Here is a 17,793-nt window from a genome sequence, read left to right on the forward strand (position 1 = left end):
GTGACGGATCTGGATTCATATCTGGCGTCGTTCGATGGGGAACCGGGGTATCTCGACTGGGCTGCGTTCGGACCGCTCTCACCGGTCGTGCGCGCCGAAGCGCAGGCCGACACCGAGCTCCTCGGCTCGGGACGCCGCACCAGCATCGAGCTGGTCAATGACCACGCACGCGAGGCGCGCGAGCTCGTGGCCGGACTCATCGGGACGGATGCCTCGCAGGTCGTGCTGCAGCCTTCGACGACGTACGGCCTCATGCAGGCGATCTACGGGCTCGCCGGCGGACTCATGGTCGGCCGGGGGGAGTTCCCGAGCCTGACCGTCGCCGCGTCGCGGGCAGAGGCATCCCTCGGCTCGATCGAGGTCCAATGGCTCGAACCCGTCGACGGGTTCATCACCCCCGATCTCGTTCGCGCGTCGCTCACCGACGGCACGCGTGCGCTCGCGGTCAGCCTGGTCGACTTCCGCACCGGCTACCGCGCCGACCTGCCGGCGCTGCGCGACGTCATCGGCGACCGGCTGCTCATCGTCGACGCGATCCAGGGCTTCGGCGCGGTCGACGTGGACTACACCGCTGCAGACGTCGTCTGCTCCAACGGCTACAAGTGGCTGCGCGCCGGCCGCGGCACGGGCTTCGCGTGGTTCGGCGAGCGGGCGCTCGAGCGCATCGCGCCGGTCCTCTCCGGCTTCGGCGGCGTCGACGGCGGCCTGCCGCTCGACGTCGTGCCCCCGCCCTCCGCGTCCGCGCAGGCGTTCACCGTCACCGGCATCGACACCCTCGCGGCCGCGCGGCTGGCCACAGCGCTGCAGGAGCTGACCGACATCGGCGTGGCCACGGTGGACTCGGAACTCGCCGAGCGCACGCGCGACGTCATGTTCTTCGCCGACCGCTACGAGGTGCCCGTGGTGACGCCGCGGGAGCCCGAGCGACGCGGCGGCATCGTGACGCTCGCTCCCGCCCCGCAGGACGCCGCTCCGCTCGCGGCGTCGCTGGCCAACCACGGGCTCACCGTCACCGTGCGCTCGGGCCTCGTGCGCGTCGCTCCGCACGTCGGCACCGGCGCCGACACGCTGCGGCTGTTCGGCGACGCGCTCGCCGCCTTCTCGTCGGCGCGGGTGTGGTGAGAGCGGATGCCGCGGCCGCGGCATCCGGAAATTAACCTGCGCGACACGATCGCGTGCGTGTCGTGCACGGTTCTCTTCGCACCGCGGACGTACGTTCATCACATCGGGCAAGGCGCCCGTTCGAGTCGGCCTTTCGGACCACGACTCGTGACCCATGGTCGACTCGTGACTGCCGGGTTCTCCACCCGGGGCGGGAGTGGGTTGTGACCACACGAGCACCACACGAGCAGTACCGTCAGGACGTCGCGCAGGCCGCGGATCTCGATCAGGATCTCCGCACCTATGTGCTCGACACCTCCGTGCTGCTGAGCGATCCGCGGGCGTTCTTCCGTTTCGCCGAGCACAACGTCGTGATCCCCGTCGTGGTGATCACCGAGCTCGAGGGCAAGCGGCACGATCCCGAGATCGGCTACTTCGCGCGCCAGGCGCTCCGGCACCTCGACGAGCTGCGCGTCGAGCACGGTCGCCTCGACTTCCCGGTCCCGGTCGGCGAAGGCGGCACGCTGCGCGTGGAGCTCAACAACACCGACGCCGGCGTCCTTCCGTCGGGCATGCGCCTCGGCGACAACGACAGCCGCATCCTCGCCGTCGCGATGCATCTCGCGTCCGACGGGCAGGAGGTCACCGTGGTCTCGAAGGACCTCCCGATGCGCGTGAAAGCCGCTTCGCTCGGCGTCATCGCCGAGGAGTACCTCGCCGAGCAGGCGGTCGACTCCGGCTGGACCGGCATCGCGACGATCGACGTCTCGGGCGACGACATCAGCGACCTCTACGAGAGCGAGGTGGCCTCGAGCGACGAGGTCCGCGGACTTCCCGTCAACACCGGCCTCATCATCCACTCCGAGCGCGGCTCGGCACTCGGCCGCGTCACCTCCGAGGGCTCGTACAAGCTCGTGCGCGGCGACCGCGAGGTCTTCGGCCTGCACGGCCGCTCCGCCGAGCAGCGCATCGCCATCGACCTGCTGACCGATCCCGACGTGGGGATTGTCTCGCTCGGCGGTCGCGCCGGCACCGGCAAGTCGGCGCTCGCCCTCTGCGCGGGGCTCGAGGCGGTGCTCGAACGCCAGCAGCAGCGCAAGATCATCGTCTTCCGGCCGCTGTTCGCCGTCGGCGGGCAGGAGCTCGGCTACCTGCCGGGCGATCAGCAGGAGAAGATGAACCCCTGGGGCCAGGCGGTCTTCGACACCCTCGGCTCCGTCGTCTCGACGAACGTGCTCGAAGAGGTCGTCGAGAGGGGACTGCTCGAGGTGATGCCGCTGACCCACATCCGCGGTCGCTCGCTGCACGACGCGTTCGTGATCGTCGACGAGGCGCAGTCGCTCGAGCGCAACGTGCTGCTCACGGTGCTCAGCCGCATAGGCCAGAACTCCCGCGTCGTGCTGACCCACGACGTCGGGCAGCGCGACAACCTGCGCGTCGGCCGCCACGACGGCGTCGCCTCGGTCATCGAGACCCTGAAGGGACACGGCCTGTTCGGGCACGTCACGCTGGCCCGGTCGGAGCGGTCGGCCATCGCCGCTCTCGTCACCGACCTGCTGGAGGCGGGCGAGCTCGCCTGATCGTCCGGAAGGGGCCGGGATGCCGCATCCCGGCCCCTCCCGCGCGTCCGCAGGCGCCGGACAATCGCTTTCCAAGAATGAGAAGAGTCTCATTCCCCATGCCGTTGCGGCACTCGACGGTCTGCCACCATGGGTAGTGGTGCACTCGTCGCACTGGGGATGGGAAGGCGAAGCGTGGAGAGTCGTACGCGTCTGGCTGTCGGCGGCATGTCTGCCGTCGCTGCGAGCGTTGCGGTGATCTGCGTGGTGGCGCTCACGAACAGCGCGGCGCTCGCCGATGCCGCAGGCACGTCGATCGAGGCGGCGCCCGTGGTGGTGCCGGCAGCGCCCGGCGAACCCGAAGCGACGGTCGACGACGCCCCCGAGCGCGCTGCGGCGCCGAAGCCCACGACCGACCCCACGCCCAGCGCGCCGATCGCCGAGGTGGTCCCCGCGCCCGCGCCGAAGGTCGTCCAGCCCGCAGAACCCGACAAGGTCGGGCCGTCGCCGTCCTCGCCTTCGGTCCAGCCGTCCGCCGGTCCGACGACGGCACCGTCCAAGGATGAGGCGATCGCCGAAGCCGAAGCCTCCGGATCCTGGGACGCCGCCCGCATGTGGGCCGAGCGCCGCGGATGGTCGGAGGAGCGCATCGAGGAATGGATCGACCGGCTCGAGAAGGCGCGCGGCCCGCTGTCCCAGTGGCGCGGGCAGAGCGACGACGACGACCGAGACAGCCAGGGGCTGGTCGGTGGCGGCGCCGTCCGCGACGACTCCGGCCGCGACGATTCCGGCCGCGACGACTCCGGGCGCGACAACTCGGATCGCGACGACACCGAGCGCCGGGCCACCGCCCCGCACGGGAACCCACACGACTCGAAGGACCGGCCGAACGCGGCCCAGTCCTCGAAAGAGCGCCCCGCGCACGCGGGAGCGAACGCCGACCACCGGTCAACGAAGCCCGGGCTCGGCGCGAAGAAGGATCGATCGCGCGACTCCCCAGACCGACGCGATTGATAGATGGCCGGATCCCCCAGTCCGGCCCTTCCCAGCCCCCGGCGTCCCCCAACGCCGGGGGCTTCTTCGCGGGTGCGGGTCACTCCCAGCGGTAGCCGGCGCCGCGCACGGTGATGATGTGGTCGGGGCCGAGCTTGCCGCGCAGGTAGCGCACGTACACATCGACGACGTTGGAGCCCGGGTCGAAGTCGAGTCCCCACACGCGGCTCAGCAGCAGCTCGCGGCTGAGCACGCGTCCGGGGTTGCGCAGGAACTGCTCGGCGAGGGCGAATTCGCGCGCCGACAGGTCGACGTCGCGTCCGCCGACCGTCGCGCGGCGCGCCAGGATGTCGAGCACGACATCGCCGTGCGAGACCGCCACCCCGACCTGGGGAGTGGTCTCTCGCAGGCGCGAGCGGACCCGCGCGAGCAGCTCTTCGAAGGTGAACGGCTTGGGCACGTAGTCGTTGGCTCCGGCATCCAGCCCCTCGACGGTGTCTCGCGTGCTGGAGCGCGCCGTGAGCATGATCACCGGCACGACCGACCCGCGGGCCCGCAGCTCGCGCAGCACCTCGAAGCCGTCCATCGTCGGCAGACCGACGTCGAGCAGCACGAGGTCGGCGTCGCCGCGGAGGGCCACGGTGAGGGCTTCGGCCCCGTCCTCGACGAGGATGGTCTGGTAGCCCGCGGCCTCGAGGCCGCGGCTGACGAACGAGGCGATGCGGGGCTCGTCCTCGACGATGAGGATCCGTGTCATGCCGATGTCTCCCGCTGCAGAACGTCGCCCGCCCTCACCGGTGCCGGCAGGGCGGCGGCGGTGGGCGGGAGGTGGATGGTGAAGGTGGCGCCGCCGCCCGGTGTGTCGGTGACGGCGCACGAGCCCCCGTGGCCCTTCGTGATCGCATCGACGATCGCGAGGCCGAGCCCCGAGCCGCCGACGCTCCGCTTGCCGTGGGCGCGGTCGAAGCGGCGGAAGATGCGGCTGCGGGAAGCCGGCGGGATGCCGGGTCCGTGGTCGCGGACCCACAGCCGGGCGCCGGCAGCGTCGAGCGAGCTGCCGATCTCGATCGGCGTGCCGGCAGGCGTGTACTTGGCGGCGTTGTCGGCGAGCTGGAGCCACGCCTGCAGGAGGCGGTCGTGGTCGCCGCGCACGACCCCCTGCGCGTGCGCCTCGACGGTCCACGCGTGCTGCGGGATGACGGCCACGAGCTCTCCGACGCGCGCGGTGAGGGCCGAGAGGTCGACGTCGCGCATGACGTACGAATCGCCCTCCGCGGCGGCGAGCTGGTCGATGTCCTCGACGAGCCGGGCGAGGCGGTCGAGCTCGGCGATGCCGATCTCGCGCGCGGACGCGGCGTCGCCGGCGTCGCCGGGGTTCATCAGCTCGAGGTGCCCCCGCACGATCGTGATCGGGGTCTTCAGCTCGTGGCGGACGTCGTCCAGCAGCTGGCGCTGCACGTCGACGGAGCCCTCGATGCGGTCGAGCATCGAGTTGACGGTCCGCGACAGGTCGGAGATGTCGTCGTTGCCCTGCGTCGACAGGCGCGGCGACAGGTCGGCGATCGTGATGGCGTCGGCCGTCTCGCGCATCAGGCGGATCGGGGAGAGCAGGCGGCCGGTGACGAACCAGCCGACGACGCCGATGGCCGCGAGCACGACGAGCGCGGCGATGATGTAGGTCGCCATGGCCGCGGTCACGGGTTCGAGCTCGGCGCCGATGTCGACGGCGCGGACGTAGACGCCCTTGCGTGAGTCGCCCTCCATCTGCACGGGGATCGCGATGTAGCGAAGAGACCCCTCGTCGGTCGCCGCGGTCCCGACCGTGGTCTCGCCGTCCGCCGTATCCGCGACAGCCCGATCGATCAGCTCCTGATCGCGCGAGATGTCGAAGCCGGACAGCGTTGCCGGCTTGAAGCGCGGGGCACCGTCGAGGATGGCGACGGACGCCTCGTTCCGTCCGGGTACGAGTTGCGACACGGCCGCGTAGAGGAAGTCCTCGACCGTCTTGAAGTCCTGGAGGTCGATGGCTTGCGTCGCCGTGGCCTCGCCGGTTTCGGGCTCCGCCGCGTTCTCGACGGGGTCGGCGACGGTCTGGAGACTCTTGACCTGCATCTCCAGCCGCTCGCCCACCTCGTGGACCACGCGCTCGCGCTGAACCAGGAAGGTGACACTGCCGACGATGGCCAGGCCGACGCAGGCCACGGCGAGGATCGCAGCGAGGATCCTCACGCGGGCCGGGATCGGCCGGGGCGTCGAGCGGGTCACCCCCTGATTATCGCCCGCGGGAGGCTCCAGCGGCACGAACCGTCGCTCAGCCCGGGTGCGTCATCGACAGGAGGTGGAGCTTCTCGTCGAGCTGCTCGAGCGTGAGCTCGCCTCGCTCGACGTAGCCGAGGTCGATCACAGCCTCGCGAACCGTGATGCCCTTGGCCACCGAGTGCTTGGCGATCTTCGCAGCCGCCTCGTAGCCGATGAGCTTGTTGAGGGGCGTCACGATCGAGGGCGACATGCCCGCGTAGGCTGCAGCGCGCTCCACATTCGCCTCGAGACCGTCGATGGTCTTGTCGGCGAGCAGGCGCGACGCGTTGGCCAGCAGGCTGATCGACTCGAGCACGGCCGTGCCCATGACGGGGATCGCGACGTTGAGCTCGAACGAGCCCGAAGCCCCGGCCCATGCCACGGTCGCGTCGTTGCCGATCACACGCGCGCACACCATGAGCGTCGCCTCGGGGACGACCGGGTTGACCTTGCCGGGCATGATCGAGGAGCCGGGCTGGAGGTCGGGGATGTGCAGCTCGCCGAGGCCGGTGTTGGGGCCGGAGCCCATCCAGCGGATGTCGTTGTTGATCTTGGTGAGCGAGACGGCGATGGTGCGGAGAGCGCCGGATGCCTCGACAAGCCCGTCGCGGTTGGCCTGAGCCTCGAAGTGGTCCTTGGCCTCGGTGATGGGCAGCTCGGTGTCGGCGACGATGAGCTCGATGACCTTCTGCGGGAAGCCGAGGGGGGTGTTGATGCCGGTGCCGACGGCGGTGCCGCCGAGCGGGACCTCGGCCACGCGGGGGAGCACCGACTGCACGCGCTCGATGCCGAGGCGCAGCTGGCGGGCGTAGCCGCCGAATTCCTGGCCGAGCGTGACGGGCGTCGCGTCCATCAGGTGCGTGCGCCCGGACTTCACGACCGACTTCCAGGCCTCAGCCTTCGCCTCGAGTGCGACCGCGAGGTGGTCGAGCGCGGGGATGAGGTCGTCGATGAGCTCCTGGGTGACGGCGATGTGCACCGAGGTGGGGAAGACGTCGTTGGACGACTGCGAGGCGTTGACGTGGTCGTTGGGGTGCACCGTCTGGCCGAGGTCCTGCGTCGCAAGCGTCGCGAGGACCTCGTTCATGTTCATGTTCGACGACGTGCCGCTGCCGGTCTGGTAGACGTCGATCGGGAACTGGTCGGCGTACTCGCCGGCGATGATGCGGTCGGCCGCTCGGGCGATGGCGTCGGCGATGGCGCCGTCGAGCGTGCCCAGCTCTTTGTTGGCGAGGGCAGCGGCCTTCTTGATGCGGGCGAGCGCCACGATCTGAGCGGCCTCGAGCGGGTCGCCCGAAATGGGGAAGTTCTCGACGGCGCGCTGGGTCTGCGCGGCGTACAGCGCGTCCTTGGGGACGCGCACCTCACCCATGGTGTCGTGCTCGATGCGGTATTCGGTGTCGGTCACTTCGTCGTTCCTCCGTTGGTGGCGAGTGTGCGTCAGGATTCTTCGCCGAGCTCGCCGACGAGGACGTCGGGAACGGCGGTGCCTTCGGCGAGTCGGTAGTTGGCGCCCACGATGGCCAGGCGGCCCTCGGCGACGGCGTCGCTGATGAGCTCGGACGAGTGCAGCAGCTCGCCGCACGTGTCGCGCAGGTGCTCACGGCCGACGTGCTCGGGATCGATCCTCGCGGGCGGGACGCCGTCGACCGTTCCCTCGCGCACGACGCGATGCACCGCGGGCACGATGGGGGCGATCTGGCGCCAGATGTGCGGCGGGAGCGGCGGGGCTCCGGGCAGCGTGCTCTCGATGGCCGCGCCCACGGCGCCGCACTCGTCATGCCCGAGCACGATGATGAGCGGCACCTCGAGGACGGCGACGGCGTACTCGAGGCTGCCGACCACGGAGTCCGAGATGACCTGGCCGGCGTTCCGGACGACGAAGAGGTCGCCCAGCCCCTTGTCGAAGATGATCTCGGCCGCGAGCCGCGAGTCGGAGCAGCCGAAGAGCGCGGCGCGGGGCCGCTGCCCTGCAGCGAGGTCGTGCCGGCGCTCGACGTCCTGGCGCGGGTGGCGGGGCTCGCCCGCCACGAAGCGCGCGTTTCCGCGGCGCATCTCCTGCCACACCTTGCTCGGCGACGGATGCTCGCTCACTCGGTCTCCTCCTGCAGTTCGCGGACCTCGGGGGAGACGACCGCGGCGACCTCTTCGAGCGTCGCCTCGCCGGCCTTGCCGTAGATCAGGATGGTGTCGGCTCCCGCCTGGGTCGACAGCGCTCCGGTGATGTTCCCGGCGCGCGACGGGTCGGCGATGTCATAGCGGTCCCAGGTGATCCCGTCGACGGTCAGCGTGCCGTCAGGGCTCGCGCCCGAGAGCACACGCGCCGGCCATCCCGGGTCGGCGTCGAAGCCCTGCGCGACGCGCGCGAACCAGGTTTCGTCGACGTACACGATGGTCCACGCGCGCGGGCTGTCGCCCTCGACCGACGCGGCATTGACCTGCCACTCGGAGGGCGCGTCGGGCGCGATCACCGCGCGGCCTTCGGCGGCGCCCACGCGCTCTGCCACGGCCGCGACGTCGATGGGCTCGCGTGGCGGCGGCGTACCGCGCGGGACGGCGAGGATGATGACGACCACGATGCCGATCGTGACGATGAGGGCCGCGATCAGGTTGCGGGTGTTCTGGCTCTCGCGGTGGACGCGCGAGGAGTCGGCCTTGCGGGCGGCCGCTTCGCCCGGGGTCTCGGGGCGGCCGAGCTCGGCGACGATCCGCGGGGACTTCGCCATCATGCGCGCTCCGCAGAGGCGGATTCGGCCGAGGATCGGGCGGCGTCGAGCCGGCGCTTGGCGCCGAGCAGCCACTCGTCGCAGCGTGCGGCGAGCGCCTCGCCGCGCTCCCAGAGCGCCAGTGAGTGCTCGAGCGTCGGCGCGCCCTGCTCGAGTTCTGCGACGACGCGCACGAGTTCGTCGCGGGCCTGCTCGAAGGAGAGGGAGGCGACGTCGGACGGTGCCCCGGTCGACTCGGTCATGCTTCCATCCTAGTTCGGCGTGGCGGCGTCGCCCGCGGCGGCGACGTCGGCCTGGGGACCGGTGGACTCGGCGATCTCACCGTCGGACCGGGCGGCGAACGACCCTCGACCGACCGTCACCACCACGGGCGTCGATGCCGGCGCCTGGGCGGCATCGCGCACGATGACGCCGTCGGCGAGGTGGGCGATCGCGTACCCGCGGGCGAGCGTCGATGCGGGCGACAGGGCGCGCAGTGTGGCCCGCAGCTCGGCGGTGCGGCGCGCGTGCGACTCGAGCGCGCGGTCGATCCGGTCGCGACCGCGCGCCGCCAGCAACTCGACCTCCTGGGCGCGCGAGCCGATCATCGACTCGGGGGAGCGGAGCGCGGGCCGGGACCGGAGCTGGTCGAGCTGCGCGATGTCGTGCGACACGCGCTGCGTGAGGCGGGAGGTGAGCCGTGAGCGCAGCTGGGCGACGAGCGCCCGCTGCTCGGCGACGTCCGGCACCACGCGCTTGGCCGCGTCGGTGGGCGTCGAGGCGCGAAGGTCGGCGACGTCATCGAGGAGCGGATGGTCGTTCTCGTGGCCGATCGCGCTGACGATGGGAGTGGATGCCGCGGCCACGGCGCGCACCAGGCGCTCGTCGCTGAAGCCGAGGAGGGTCTGCGGGTCGCCGCCGCCGCGCGCGATGATGATGACGTCGACGTCAGGGGCGGCGTCGAGGGCCTTCAGCGCCGCGATCGTCTCCGGCACGCACCGCTCACCCTGGGAGGCGGCGTACTTCGTGCGGAACCTCACCTGCGGCCAGCGCAGCTCGGCGTTGCGGTGGACGTCCTTCTCGGCATCCGAGTTCTCGCCCGTGATGAGGCCGATGGTCTGCGGCAGGAACGGGAGCGGCTTGCGCCGCGACGGGTCGAAGAGGCCCTCGGCCCGCAGCTGCGCGCGCAGACGCTCGAGACGCTCGAGCTGGTCACCGAGACCGACGTGCCGCATCGCCGAGACGCTGAAGCTGAAGTCGCCGGACTTGGCGAAGAAGTCGGCCTTGACGCACACGACGACGTGGTCGCCGACCTTGAGGTCGCCCGGCAGCCGCTCGCGGGTGGACGACCAGATCCGGAACGAGATCGTCGCATCGGCCGAGTTGTCCTTCAGGCGGCCGAAGACGTTGCCGCCGCGCAGGTTCCACGACGTGATCTCACCCTCGACCCACACCGAGCCCCAGGTCTGGATGAAGCCGCGGATCGTCTCGTTGAGCCGCGACACCGAGGTCGGCGCCTGAGGCGAGGAGTCCTTGGGGCGCACCGAGTCGGGCGGCGGCGCCTCGCCCGCGACGGGCTCGGGCTGGAAGGTCGTCATACGGTCCTCTCGTGCCCCGGCGGGGCCGCTCCTCGGCCCGCGCACAGGGGCCGCCCGTAGAATCGAGGGGTGAGCACCAGCACCGTGGGCAGAACCCCTGTGAGCATGCCCGTTCCCCGCGTCCCGCGGCGGCGCGAACGCCTTCAGGATATCCCCGTTCAAGGACAGAAGCGGGTGCTCCTGGCCTCGCCCCGCGGCTACTGCGCCGGCGTCGACCGTGCCGTGATCGCGGTCGAGAAAGCCCTCGACCGCTTCGGCGCACCGGTCTACGTGCGCAAGCAGATCGTCCACAACATCCATGTCGTGACCGAGCTCGAGGCGAAGGGCGCGATCTTCGTCGAAGAGGTCGACGAGGTTCCCGAGGGCGCCCACGTCGTGTTCAGCGCGCACGGGGTGTCGCCGGCCGTCGTCAACGCGGCATCCGATCGCGGTCTTCTCGCCATCGACGCGACGTGCCCGCTCGTCACCAAGGTGCACCGCGAGGCCGTGCGCTTCGCGCGCGACGACTTCGAGATCCTGCTGATCGGCCACCAGGGGCACGAGGAGGTCGAGGGAACGGCGGGCGAGGCGCCCGATCACGTCACGATCGTGAACTCTCCCGAAGAGGCAGCGACCATCGAGGTGCGCGACCCGTCCAAGGTGGTGTGGCTGTCGCAGACGACGCTCTCCGTCGACGAGACGATGGAGACCGTGCGGCGGCTGCGCGAGCGGTTCCCGCAGCTGCAGGATCCGCCGTCGGACGACATCTGCTACGCCACCCAGAACCGCCAGGTGGCGATCAAGAAGGTCGCGAAGAACGCCGACCTCGTGATCGTCGTCGGCTCGGCGAACTCGTCGAACAGCGTGCGCCTCGTCGAGGTCGCTCTCGAGTACGGCGCCAAGGCGGCGTATCGGGTCGACTACGCCGACGAGGTCGAGCAGGCGTGGCTCGAGGGCGTGGAGACGGTAGGGGTCACCAGTGGAGCGTCGGTGCCCGAGGTGCTCGTGCAGCAGGTGCTCGAAGACCTCGCCGGCGCCGGGTACCGCGACGTCGAAGAGGTGCGCACCGCCGAAGAGGACCTGCAGTTCTCGCTGCCCAAGGAGCTTCGCACCGACGCCGCCGGCAAGCGCGACGACCGCGCACTCGGCGGCCGGAGCCGCCCGTGACCGACACCGGCGGAACCCTGCCCGCCCCCGCGCCCGACCCGCGGCCGCGGCCGCAGTTCGGCGAGTACGCCACCCCCGAGGAGCAGCGCGCCCGCATCCGGCAGCCCGATGCCAGCCGGGTGTACGAGCCGGCGCCCGTGATCGAGTCCGCTCCTGTCGCCGCCCCGGAGCCCGCCCCCGCCTCGGCGACCGCGAAACCCCGCCCGCGCGCCGTGGACCGCATCGTGACCTTCGCGCTCCTCGCGTACGGGCTCGTGAGCGTGATCTACACCTTCCCGGCCATGGTCGACTTCGCCGCCTACGCGCAGCGGATGTTCGACCTCCTCGGCATCGACGCGACACTCAGCGATCCCGCCGCCGGAAGGCCGTGGGGCATCGCCGCGGCACTCGTGCTCGCGGTGGGCTGGCTGCTCACCGCCGCCCTGTCGTGGCTCAACATGCGGCGCGGGCGCCTGTCGTGGTGGATCCCACTCGTCGGTGGCGTCGTGTTCACGTTCGCCGCAGCGACGCTGGTCCTCGTTCCGCTGATGAACGACCCCGCCGTGTGGGATGCGATGGTCGGCAGCATCCGCTGATCGGGCTCACGAACCGACGATCGGACCCCACACCGCGCGCGCACCCGAGTCGCCGATGAGGACGACGAGCACGACTGCTCCCGCCCCGACGACGACGGCGAGCGCGCCGATCACGATCGTCACGACGCGTGCGGTGGTCGACGACCTCTTCTCGGCGCGGCTCCTGCCCCAGCGGTACCAGGCCCACTGAGCGCCCGCCACGACGAAGAGGCCGACGATCCACGGGAGCAGCAGCTCGCCGAGGTCCTCGTGGTGCTCGACCGCGTCGGTCTCTCCGATGACGTCGGCCAAGGACTCGCCCGCCGCCGTCGTGATCGGCACGAGGACGAGCAAGAGCAGCGCCGCGAGCGGCGTCACGACCCCCAGACGCCGTCGGGCTGCGGGCCAGAACGTTCCGAGCAGCAGCGCCAGCACGGTGAGAGGGGTGAGCACGACGACCGCGTGCACGATCAGCGGATGCAGCGGCAGGCCGGCGATCTCGATGGTCACATCGAGGCGAGGGAGGTCCATACTCGGGACGATAGCGGTGCCGGAGCGCGATGCCGGTGAACCTGCGACGGCGACACCTCGTGATTCCTGAGGGAGGTGAGGATGCCGGACGACGACGCTGCTCGACTGGCCGCGCTCTACGACGCCCACGCGGGCTCGGTGTGGCGCTACGTCGTGCACCTCACCGGTGACCGGTCCGGCGCCGACGACGTGGTGCAGGAGACCCTCCTGCGGGCGTGGCGCACCCCGCGGATCCTCGAACAGGAGCCCTCCTCGACGCGGTCGTGGATGTTCACGGTCGCACGGCACCTCGTGGTCGACGACGTGCGCAGCGCGCGGCGCCGGCGCGAGATCGGCGTCGCCGAGGTGCCCGAGCGGGCGACGTCGGATGCCACCGACGCGCTGTTCGACGTGATGCTCATCGAGGAGGCCCTCGCCGCCCTGTCGGCCGATCATCGGGCGGTCGTCGTCCGCGCATACTACGGCGGGCTGACGGTCGCCGAGATGGCCGACGAGCTCGAGATCCCGCCGGGCACCGTCAAGTCACGCCTGCACTACGGCCTGCGCGCGCTGCGTCTCGCGCTGCAGGAGAAGGGAGTGACGCGATGAGCTCCGACCACGCGCGCTTCGCGGAATGGGACGCCGCCTACGTCCTCGGAGCGCTGAGCCCCTCCGATCGCCGGCTCTTCGAGGAGCACCTCGAAGGCTGCGACGCCTGCCGTGCCGCGCTCGCCGAGCTCGCGCCGACTCTCGGCCTGCTGTCGCGCGTGACGCCGGATCGTGCGACGTCGATGCTCGCTGCGCCGGCCGGAGAGGAGGGGCCGGATGCCTCGGCCCGCGCCCGACTGATCGATCTCGGCACCCGCGAGGCGCGGCGACGCCGGCGCGGCTGGTGGGCCGGCGGTCTCGCCGCCGCGGTCGTGATCCTCGTCGCGGTGGTGCTCGCCGTGACGACGGCGATCGCGCCTGCTCTGCGCGGCATCCAGGTGATCGCGCTCGAGCCGGTGGCCGAGGTGCCCCTCTCGGCGACGGTCGAGCTGTCGGATGCCGCGTGGGGGACGCGGATCGAGATGACCTGCCGCTACACCGAGCCCGCGGGCGAGGATGCTCCGGCCGAGGGCTGGCCGTATTCGCTCGTGCTGACGGCCGTCGACGGCACGACGAGCGAGGTTTCGACGTGGCGCGCCCTGCCGGGTTCGACCGCCCGGCTCAGCGCCTCGACGGCGCTCGACGCCGACGAGATCGCAGCGGTGGAGATCCGCTCGCTGCGATCGGGCAAGGTGCTCATGCGCACTGAGCTCGACGCGCCCGACGCCGCTGGGGAGTGAGCCTGAAACGTCGGATGCCCCGGCCCCGCCCTGCTGAGCAAGGCAAAGCCGGGGCATCCGCTCGTCTTGTTACGCCCCGAGGCTCTTCCCGGCCGATCCGAGCTGCTGCGTGGCGCTGACGACACGGGCGGCCATGGCCGACTCGGCGACCTTGCCCCACGCGCGCGGGTCGTAGGCCTTCTTGTTGCCCACCTCGCCGTCGACCTTCAGCACGCCGTCGTAGTTCTGGAACATGAAGCCGGCGACCGAGCGCGTGAAGGCGTACTGGGTGTCGGTGTCGATGTTCATCTTGACGACGCCGTTGGCGACGGCCTCGGCGATCTCGGCGTCGGTCGAGCCGCTGCCGCCGTGGAAGACGAGGTCGAGCGGCTTCGGCCCGGTGCCGAAGCGGGCGGCGATGCCCTCCTGGATCTCGCCGAGCAGCTCGGGCTTGAGCTTGACGTTGCCCGGCTTGTAGACGCCGTGCACGTTGCCGAACGTGAGGGCCGAGATGTAGCGGCCGTTCTCGCCGAGCCCGAGCGCCTCGACGGCCTTGGTGACGTCGGCGACGGTCGTGTAGAGCGCCTCGTTGGAGCCCTCGTGCTGCACGCCGTCCTCTTCGCCGCCGACTACGCCGATCTCGACCTCGAGGATGGCGTTGATGTTCTTGAGGCGGGGGAGGAGGTCCTGCGCGATCTCGATGTTCTCGTCGAGCGGCACGGCCGAGCCGTCCCACATGTGGGACTGGAAGATCGGGTTGCGGCCCGCCTTGACCTCCTCCTCGGAGGCCTCGATGAGCGGAAGCACGAAGTCGGCCAGCGCCGGCTTCGGGCAGTGGTCGGTGTGCAGGGCCACCGTGATCGGGTAGGCCTTGGCGACCTCGGTGGCGAACTTCGCGAAGGCGAGCGCGCCGGCCGCGCGGGCCTTCACCGTGTGGCCGGCGAAGTAGTCGGCGCCGCCGGTCGTGACCTGGATGATGCCGTCGGATCCGGCCTCGGTGAGGCCCTGCAGCACGGCGTTGATCGACTGCGAGCTGGCGACGTTGATGGCGGGATACGCGAAGCCACCGGCCTTCGCGCGGTCCAGCATGTCGGCGTACTGCTCCGGGGTGGCGACGGGCATGGGTGCTCCTTGGTCGTTTGGGGGCTTCCCTCGACTTTAGCGCCGAGAGCCGGAGAAGCGGATGCCGCGGCCCGGGCCGACCGGTGCTCCCGGGCGTTCTGACCCTGCGGGAAAGAAACGCGATTCCTTCGGCGACGAGCGCGCGAAAGTCTGGGGAATGCGCGTGCACGCTGATTACGCTGGGGCCATGGTGAGTCTGACCGCTGACATGAGCCCGCTCCACCCCGATCGCAACCTCGCGCTCGAACTCGTGCGCGCGACCGAGGCGGCCGCCATCCGCGCGGTGCCGTACATCGGTCGCGGCCGCAAGGAGGACGCCGACGGCGCCGCGGTCGACGCCATGCGCGCGTTCTTCACCACCGTGAACTTCGACGGGACCATCGTCATCGGCGAGGGCGAGAAGGACCAGGCGCCGATGCTCTACAACGGCGAACGGGTCGGCAACGGCCGCGGGCCGAAGGCCGACGTCGCGGTCGACCCCATCGACGGCACGTCGCTCACCGCCGCCGGGCGCAACAACGCGCTCTCGGTCATCGCCGTCTCCGACCAGGGGACCATGCTCGACGCTTCCAGCATCTTCTACATGGACAAGCTGGTCACGGGCCCGGCCGGCGTGGGGGTCGTCGACATCCGCCTCCCGATCGGCGAGAACATCCGTCTGCTCGCGAAGGCGCTGGACAAGCCCGTCGACGAGATCGTCGTCTCGGTGCTGCACCGCCCCCGCCACGACCAGCTCATCGAGGAGATCCGCGCCGCGGGCGCCGGGACACGCCTCATGAGCGACGGCGACGTCGCCGGCGGCATCAACGCCGCGCGCCACAATGCCCGCACCGACATGTGCGTCGGCATCGGCGGGAGCCCCGAGGGCATCGTCACGGCCTGCGCGATCAAGGCGCTGGGCGGGCACATCCAAGGTCGGCTCTGGCCGCGCGACGACGACGAGAAGCAGCGGGGCATCGACGCCGGACTGCGGCTGGACGGCCACGTCTACGAGGCGGACGACCTCGTGAAGGGCAGCAACACGATCTTCGTCGCGACCGGCGTCACTGACGGCCAGCTCGTCGACGGCGTCCGGCGGGAGGGCGGCTACGTCTTCACCGAAAGCGTCGTGCTGCGCGGCGCGTCGGGCACGCTGCGCCGGATCACGTCGGAGCACCTCGTCTCGAAGTGGCTCTAGCCTGCCCGCCGCCTGTGTGACTGATGTGACGGATGTGACAGCTGTGACGGGATCGTGACGCCTTCGCGGCGCAACTCTGGCAGAATCGAAGGCGGGTCGACAGCGACTCGTGTTTCCATGCGAGGGAGTCTTCGATGTCCGGACAGGTGGGTGGTCCGTCGCCGCAGACCGGCGCGCAGGCCGTCGTCGCGAACGCCGTGGCCAACACGGTCGATCCGTCGCGACGCCCCGACGTGCTGCTGCGCGTCCGTCGCGACGAGGGCCACGAGATCAGCGCCTGGTGGATGGTCGGCGCCTTCGTCGGCGTCTCGGCCGCGGTCATCGCGCTGCTGAGCTTCGTTCCCGGCGGAGCCTGACCCGACTCAGTCCTGCGGCGGAGCGATCCGTGCGCGCAGGTCTCCCAGGTCGGCCGTCGCCGCCTGCGGCTCCTCGGCCGGTGCGTCGCGTTCGCCCGGCTCGAGGTCGAGCGTGGCGTCGAGCAGTTCCGGTGCCGTGAGCCGGCGAGGCGCCTTCTCGATGGTGGCGGGCACGCCCAGCGCATCGAGCTTCGTCTCGTCGATCCCGGGGAAGCGGCGCGCACTCACGAGGACGCGCGTCTCGAGCGATCCCGCGAAGCGGTTGTAGCTGTCGACCGTGCGCTCGATCGCCCTGCGGAGGTCGTCGGCGTGCCCGGCGAGCGAGCCGAGCCGCTCGTACAGCTGGTTGCCGAGATCGAACAGCGTGCGAGCCTCGGCGGAGACATCCTGCTGAGTCCACGTGAACGCGACGGTCTTCAGCACGGCCCACAGGTTCACCGGGGACGCGAGGGCCACCCGCTTGCCGAAGGCGTAGTCGAGCAGCGAGGGATCCTCTTCGAGAGCCGCCGCGAGCAGCGACTCGCTCGGCACGAAGCAGACCACGAATTCGGGGCTCGAGGGCAGGCCCGCCCAGTACGCCTTCTTGGCCAGGGCGTCGACGTGCGAACGCACCGCCTTGACGTGCTTGTCGAGCAGAGTGCGCCGGCGCGCGGCCTCGGCGCCCTGAGCCGTGAACGGGATCGCGCTCGCCTCGAGGTAGGCGTCGAGCGGGACCTTCGCATCGACCGCGATCGCCTTCTCGCCGGGGAGGCGGATGACCATGTCGGGGCGGCCGGCTCCGGCATCCGATCGGATCGATGCCTGCAGATCGAAGTCGACGTAGCGCGTGAGACCCGCCGCCTCGACGACGCGGCGCAGCTGGGTCTCGCCCCAGACGCCACGGGTCGCGCCCGATCGCAGAGCGCTCGCGAGCGATTCGGTCGTCGCGCGCAGCGCTTCGTCGGACTCATGGGCGCGGCGCAGCTGCTCGGCGAGCGTGCCGAACTGCGTGTGGCGGTCGCGCTCGAGCTCGCCCACCTTCGACTGCATCGCCGTGAGCGTCTCCTGCACGGGTGCGAGCGCCCGCAGCACGGTCTGCTCGCGGCGCTCGCGCTCCTCGCGCGAGGCCTGATCGTGCCGCGCCTGTGCGGAGAGCTCGCGGTACAGCAGCTGCTGGTGCTCGAGCTGCGCCTGCACGCCCTGGCGCGTGGCCTCGGCGGCCGCGAGGCGGGTGCGCAGGTCGGCCTGCTCGCGCGCGGCGCGGGCGGCGCCGCGCGCGAGCCCGGCGGTGAAGCCTGCGAGCGCGCCGACGAGCAGAGTCGCCACGGCGATCATCGAGACGAGGAGTGCGTCCATGTGCCCAGGGTGCCCGAGACCCCTGACATCGC

Annotated in this window: 19 protein-coding genes; 9 read left to right on the top strand and 10 right to left on the bottom strand. The window is 71.2% G+C overall.

Annotated elements, in window-relative coordinates:
* From JX005_RS06575 to JX005_RS06585, 3 genes are all read left to right on the top strand, one after another.
* A complete protein-coding gene (locus tag JX005_RS06575) occupies positions 1 to 1,122 on the top strand; it encodes an aminotransferase class V-fold PLP-dependent enzyme (RefSeq protein WP_214466603.1) in 1,122 nt (373 codons plus the stop codon).
* A 203-nt stretch (positions 1,123 to 1,325) separates the two neighbouring features.
* Complete coding sequence (gene phoH2 / locus JX005_RS06580; protein WP_214466604.1) at positions 1,326 to 2,681, top strand: RNA 5'-3' helicase PhoH2; 1,356 nt, start codon at positions 1,326 to 1,328, stop codon at positions 2,679 to 2,681.
* Between the two features lie 207 nt (positions 2,682 to 2,888).
* Entirely contained in the window at positions 2,889 to 3,674 is a 786-nt protein-coding gene (locus JX005_RS06585; RefSeq protein WP_214466605.1) for a hypothetical protein, read from the top strand.
* Between the two features lie 79 nt (positions 3,675 to 3,753).
* Here the strand turns inward: JX005_RS06585 and JX005_RS06590 are convergent, their stop codons facing one another.
* The 7 genes from JX005_RS06590 to xseA are packed head-to-tail and all read right to left on the bottom strand — an operon-like array spanning position 3,754 to position 10,254.
* Complete coding sequence (locus tag JX005_RS06590; protein WP_214466606.1) at positions 3,754 to 4,410, bottom strand: response regulator transcription factor; 657 nt, start codon at positions 4,408 to 4,410, stop codon at positions 3,754 to 3,756.
* Positions 4,407 to 5,918, bottom strand: a complete 1,512-nt coding sequence (locus tag JX005_RS16375; RefSeq protein WP_214466607.1) for a sensor histidine kinase — start codon at positions 5,916 to 5,918, stop codon at positions 4,407 to 4,409. Before JX005_RS16375 ends, JX005_RS06590 begins: the two co-directional genes overlap by 4 nt.
* A 46-nt stretch (positions 5,919 to 5,964) precedes the next feature.
* Positions 5,965 to 7,359, bottom strand: a complete 1,395-nt coding sequence (locus JX005_RS06600) for a class II fumarate hydratase (RefSeq protein WP_214466608.1) — start codon at positions 7,357 to 7,359, stop codon at positions 5,965 to 5,967.
* Between the two features lie 32 nt (positions 7,360 to 7,391).
* The gene (locus JX005_RS06605; RefSeq protein WP_214466699.1) at positions 7,392 to 8,006 is read right to left on the bottom strand and encodes a carbonic anhydrase; all 615 of its coding nucleotides are present in this window, start codon (positions 8,004 to 8,006) and stop codon (positions 7,392 to 7,394) included.
* A gap of 35 nt (positions 8,007 to 8,041) precedes the next feature.
* Positions 8,042 to 8,680, bottom strand: a complete 639-nt coding sequence (locus JX005_RS06610; RefSeq protein ID WP_246533568.1) for a DUF4245 family protein — start codon at positions 8,678 to 8,680, stop codon at positions 8,042 to 8,044.
* Positions 8,677 to 8,919 carry an exodeoxyribonuclease VII small subunit gene (locus JX005_RS06615; RefSeq protein ID WP_214466609.1) on the bottom strand — a complete coding sequence of 81 codons (243 nt, stop codon included), beginning with the start codon at positions 8,917 to 8,919 and terminating at the stop codon, positions 8,677 to 8,679. The genes JX005_RS06610 and JX005_RS06615 overlap by 4 nt, the downstream gene beginning before the upstream one ends.
* 9 nt (positions 8,920 to 8,928) lie before the next feature.
* Entirely contained in the window at positions 8,929 to 10,254 is a 1,326-nt protein-coding gene (xseA, locus tag JX005_RS06620) for an exodeoxyribonuclease VII large subunit (RefSeq protein WP_214466610.1), read from the bottom strand.
* 105 nt (positions 10,255 to 10,359) lie between these two features.
* On the opposite strand from xseA, the gene JX005_RS06625 reads away from it, so the two are divergent.
* Positions 10,360 to 11,400 (top strand): 4-hydroxy-3-methylbut-2-enyl diphosphate reductase, encoded by a 1,041-nt coding sequence (locus tag JX005_RS06625; RefSeq protein ID WP_214466701.1) that lies wholly within the window; start codon positions 10,360 to 10,362, stop codon positions 11,398 to 11,400.
* The gene (locus JX005_RS06630; RefSeq protein WP_307858516.1) at positions 11,397 to 11,975 is read left to right on the top strand and encodes a DUF6264 family protein; all 579 of its coding nucleotides are present in this window, start codon (positions 11,397 to 11,399) and stop codon (positions 11,973 to 11,975) included. Before JX005_RS06625 ends, JX005_RS06630 begins: the two co-directional genes overlap by 4 nt.
* Positions 11,976 to 11,981: 6 nt before the next feature.
* On the opposite strand, the gene JX005_RS06635 is transcribed toward JX005_RS06630, so the two are convergent.
* Positions 11,982 to 12,485 carry a DUF2231 domain-containing protein gene (locus tag JX005_RS06635; protein WP_246533569.1) on the bottom strand — a complete coding sequence of 168 codons (504 nt, stop codon included), beginning with the start codon at positions 12,483 to 12,485 and terminating at the stop codon, positions 11,982 to 11,984.
* A gap of 81 nt (positions 12,486 to 12,566) precedes the next feature.
* Here JX005_RS06635 and JX005_RS06640 point away from each other — a divergent pair, with 81 nt between their 5' ends.
* On the top strand, positions 12,567 to 13,073 hold the full coding sequence (locus tag JX005_RS06640) for a sigma-70 family RNA polymerase sigma factor (protein WP_214466611.1): 507 nt from the start codon (positions 12,567 to 12,569) through the stop codon (positions 13,071 to 13,073).
* Positions 13,070 to 13,792: an anti-sigma factor family protein gene (locus JX005_RS06645; RefSeq protein ID WP_214466612.1), complete on the top strand. Its 723-nt coding sequence runs from the start codon at positions 13,070 to 13,072 to the stop codon at positions 13,790 to 13,792. Before JX005_RS06640 ends, JX005_RS06645 begins: the two co-directional genes overlap by 4 nt.
* A gap of 69 nt (positions 13,793 to 13,861) precedes the next feature.
* Here JX005_RS06645 and fbaA read toward each other — a convergent pair whose 3' ends face one another.
* The gene (gene fbaA / locus JX005_RS06650; RefSeq protein ID WP_214466613.1) at positions 13,862 to 14,893 is read right to left on the bottom strand and encodes a class II fructose-bisphosphate aldolase; all 1,032 of its coding nucleotides are present in this window, start codon (positions 14,891 to 14,893) and stop codon (positions 13,862 to 13,864) included.
* 187 nt (positions 14,894 to 15,080) lie between these two features.
* Here fbaA and glpX point away from each other — a divergent pair, with 187 nt between their 5' ends.
* Both glpX and JX005_RS06660 read left to right on the top strand, forming a co-directional pair.
* Positions 15,081 to 16,070 (top strand): class II fructose-bisphosphatase, encoded by a 990-nt coding sequence (gene glpX, locus JX005_RS06655; RefSeq protein ID WP_214466614.1) that lies wholly within the window; start codon positions 15,081 to 15,083, stop codon positions 16,068 to 16,070.
* A 134-nt stretch (positions 16,071 to 16,204) separates the two neighbouring features.
* A complete protein-coding gene (locus JX005_RS06660; RefSeq protein WP_214466615.1) occupies positions 16,205 to 16,426 on the top strand; it encodes a UDP-N-acetylmuramyl pentapeptide phosphotransferase in 222 nt (73 codons plus the stop codon).
* Between the two features lie 6 nt (positions 16,427 to 16,432).
* Here the strand turns inward: JX005_RS06660 and JX005_RS06665 are convergent, their stop codons facing one another.
* The gene (locus JX005_RS06665) at positions 16,433 to 17,761 is read right to left on the bottom strand and encodes a DNA recombination protein RmuC (RefSeq protein ID WP_214466616.1); all 1,329 of its coding nucleotides are present in this window, start codon (positions 17,759 to 17,761) and stop codon (positions 16,433 to 16,435) included.
* Positions 17,762 to 17,793 lie beyond the last annotated feature (32 nt).

Source organism: Microbacterium flavescens (assembly GCF_018588945.1).
Classification (GTDB): domain Bacteria; phylum Actinomycetota; class Actinomycetes; order Actinomycetales; family Microbacteriaceae; genus Microbacterium; species Microbacterium flavescens.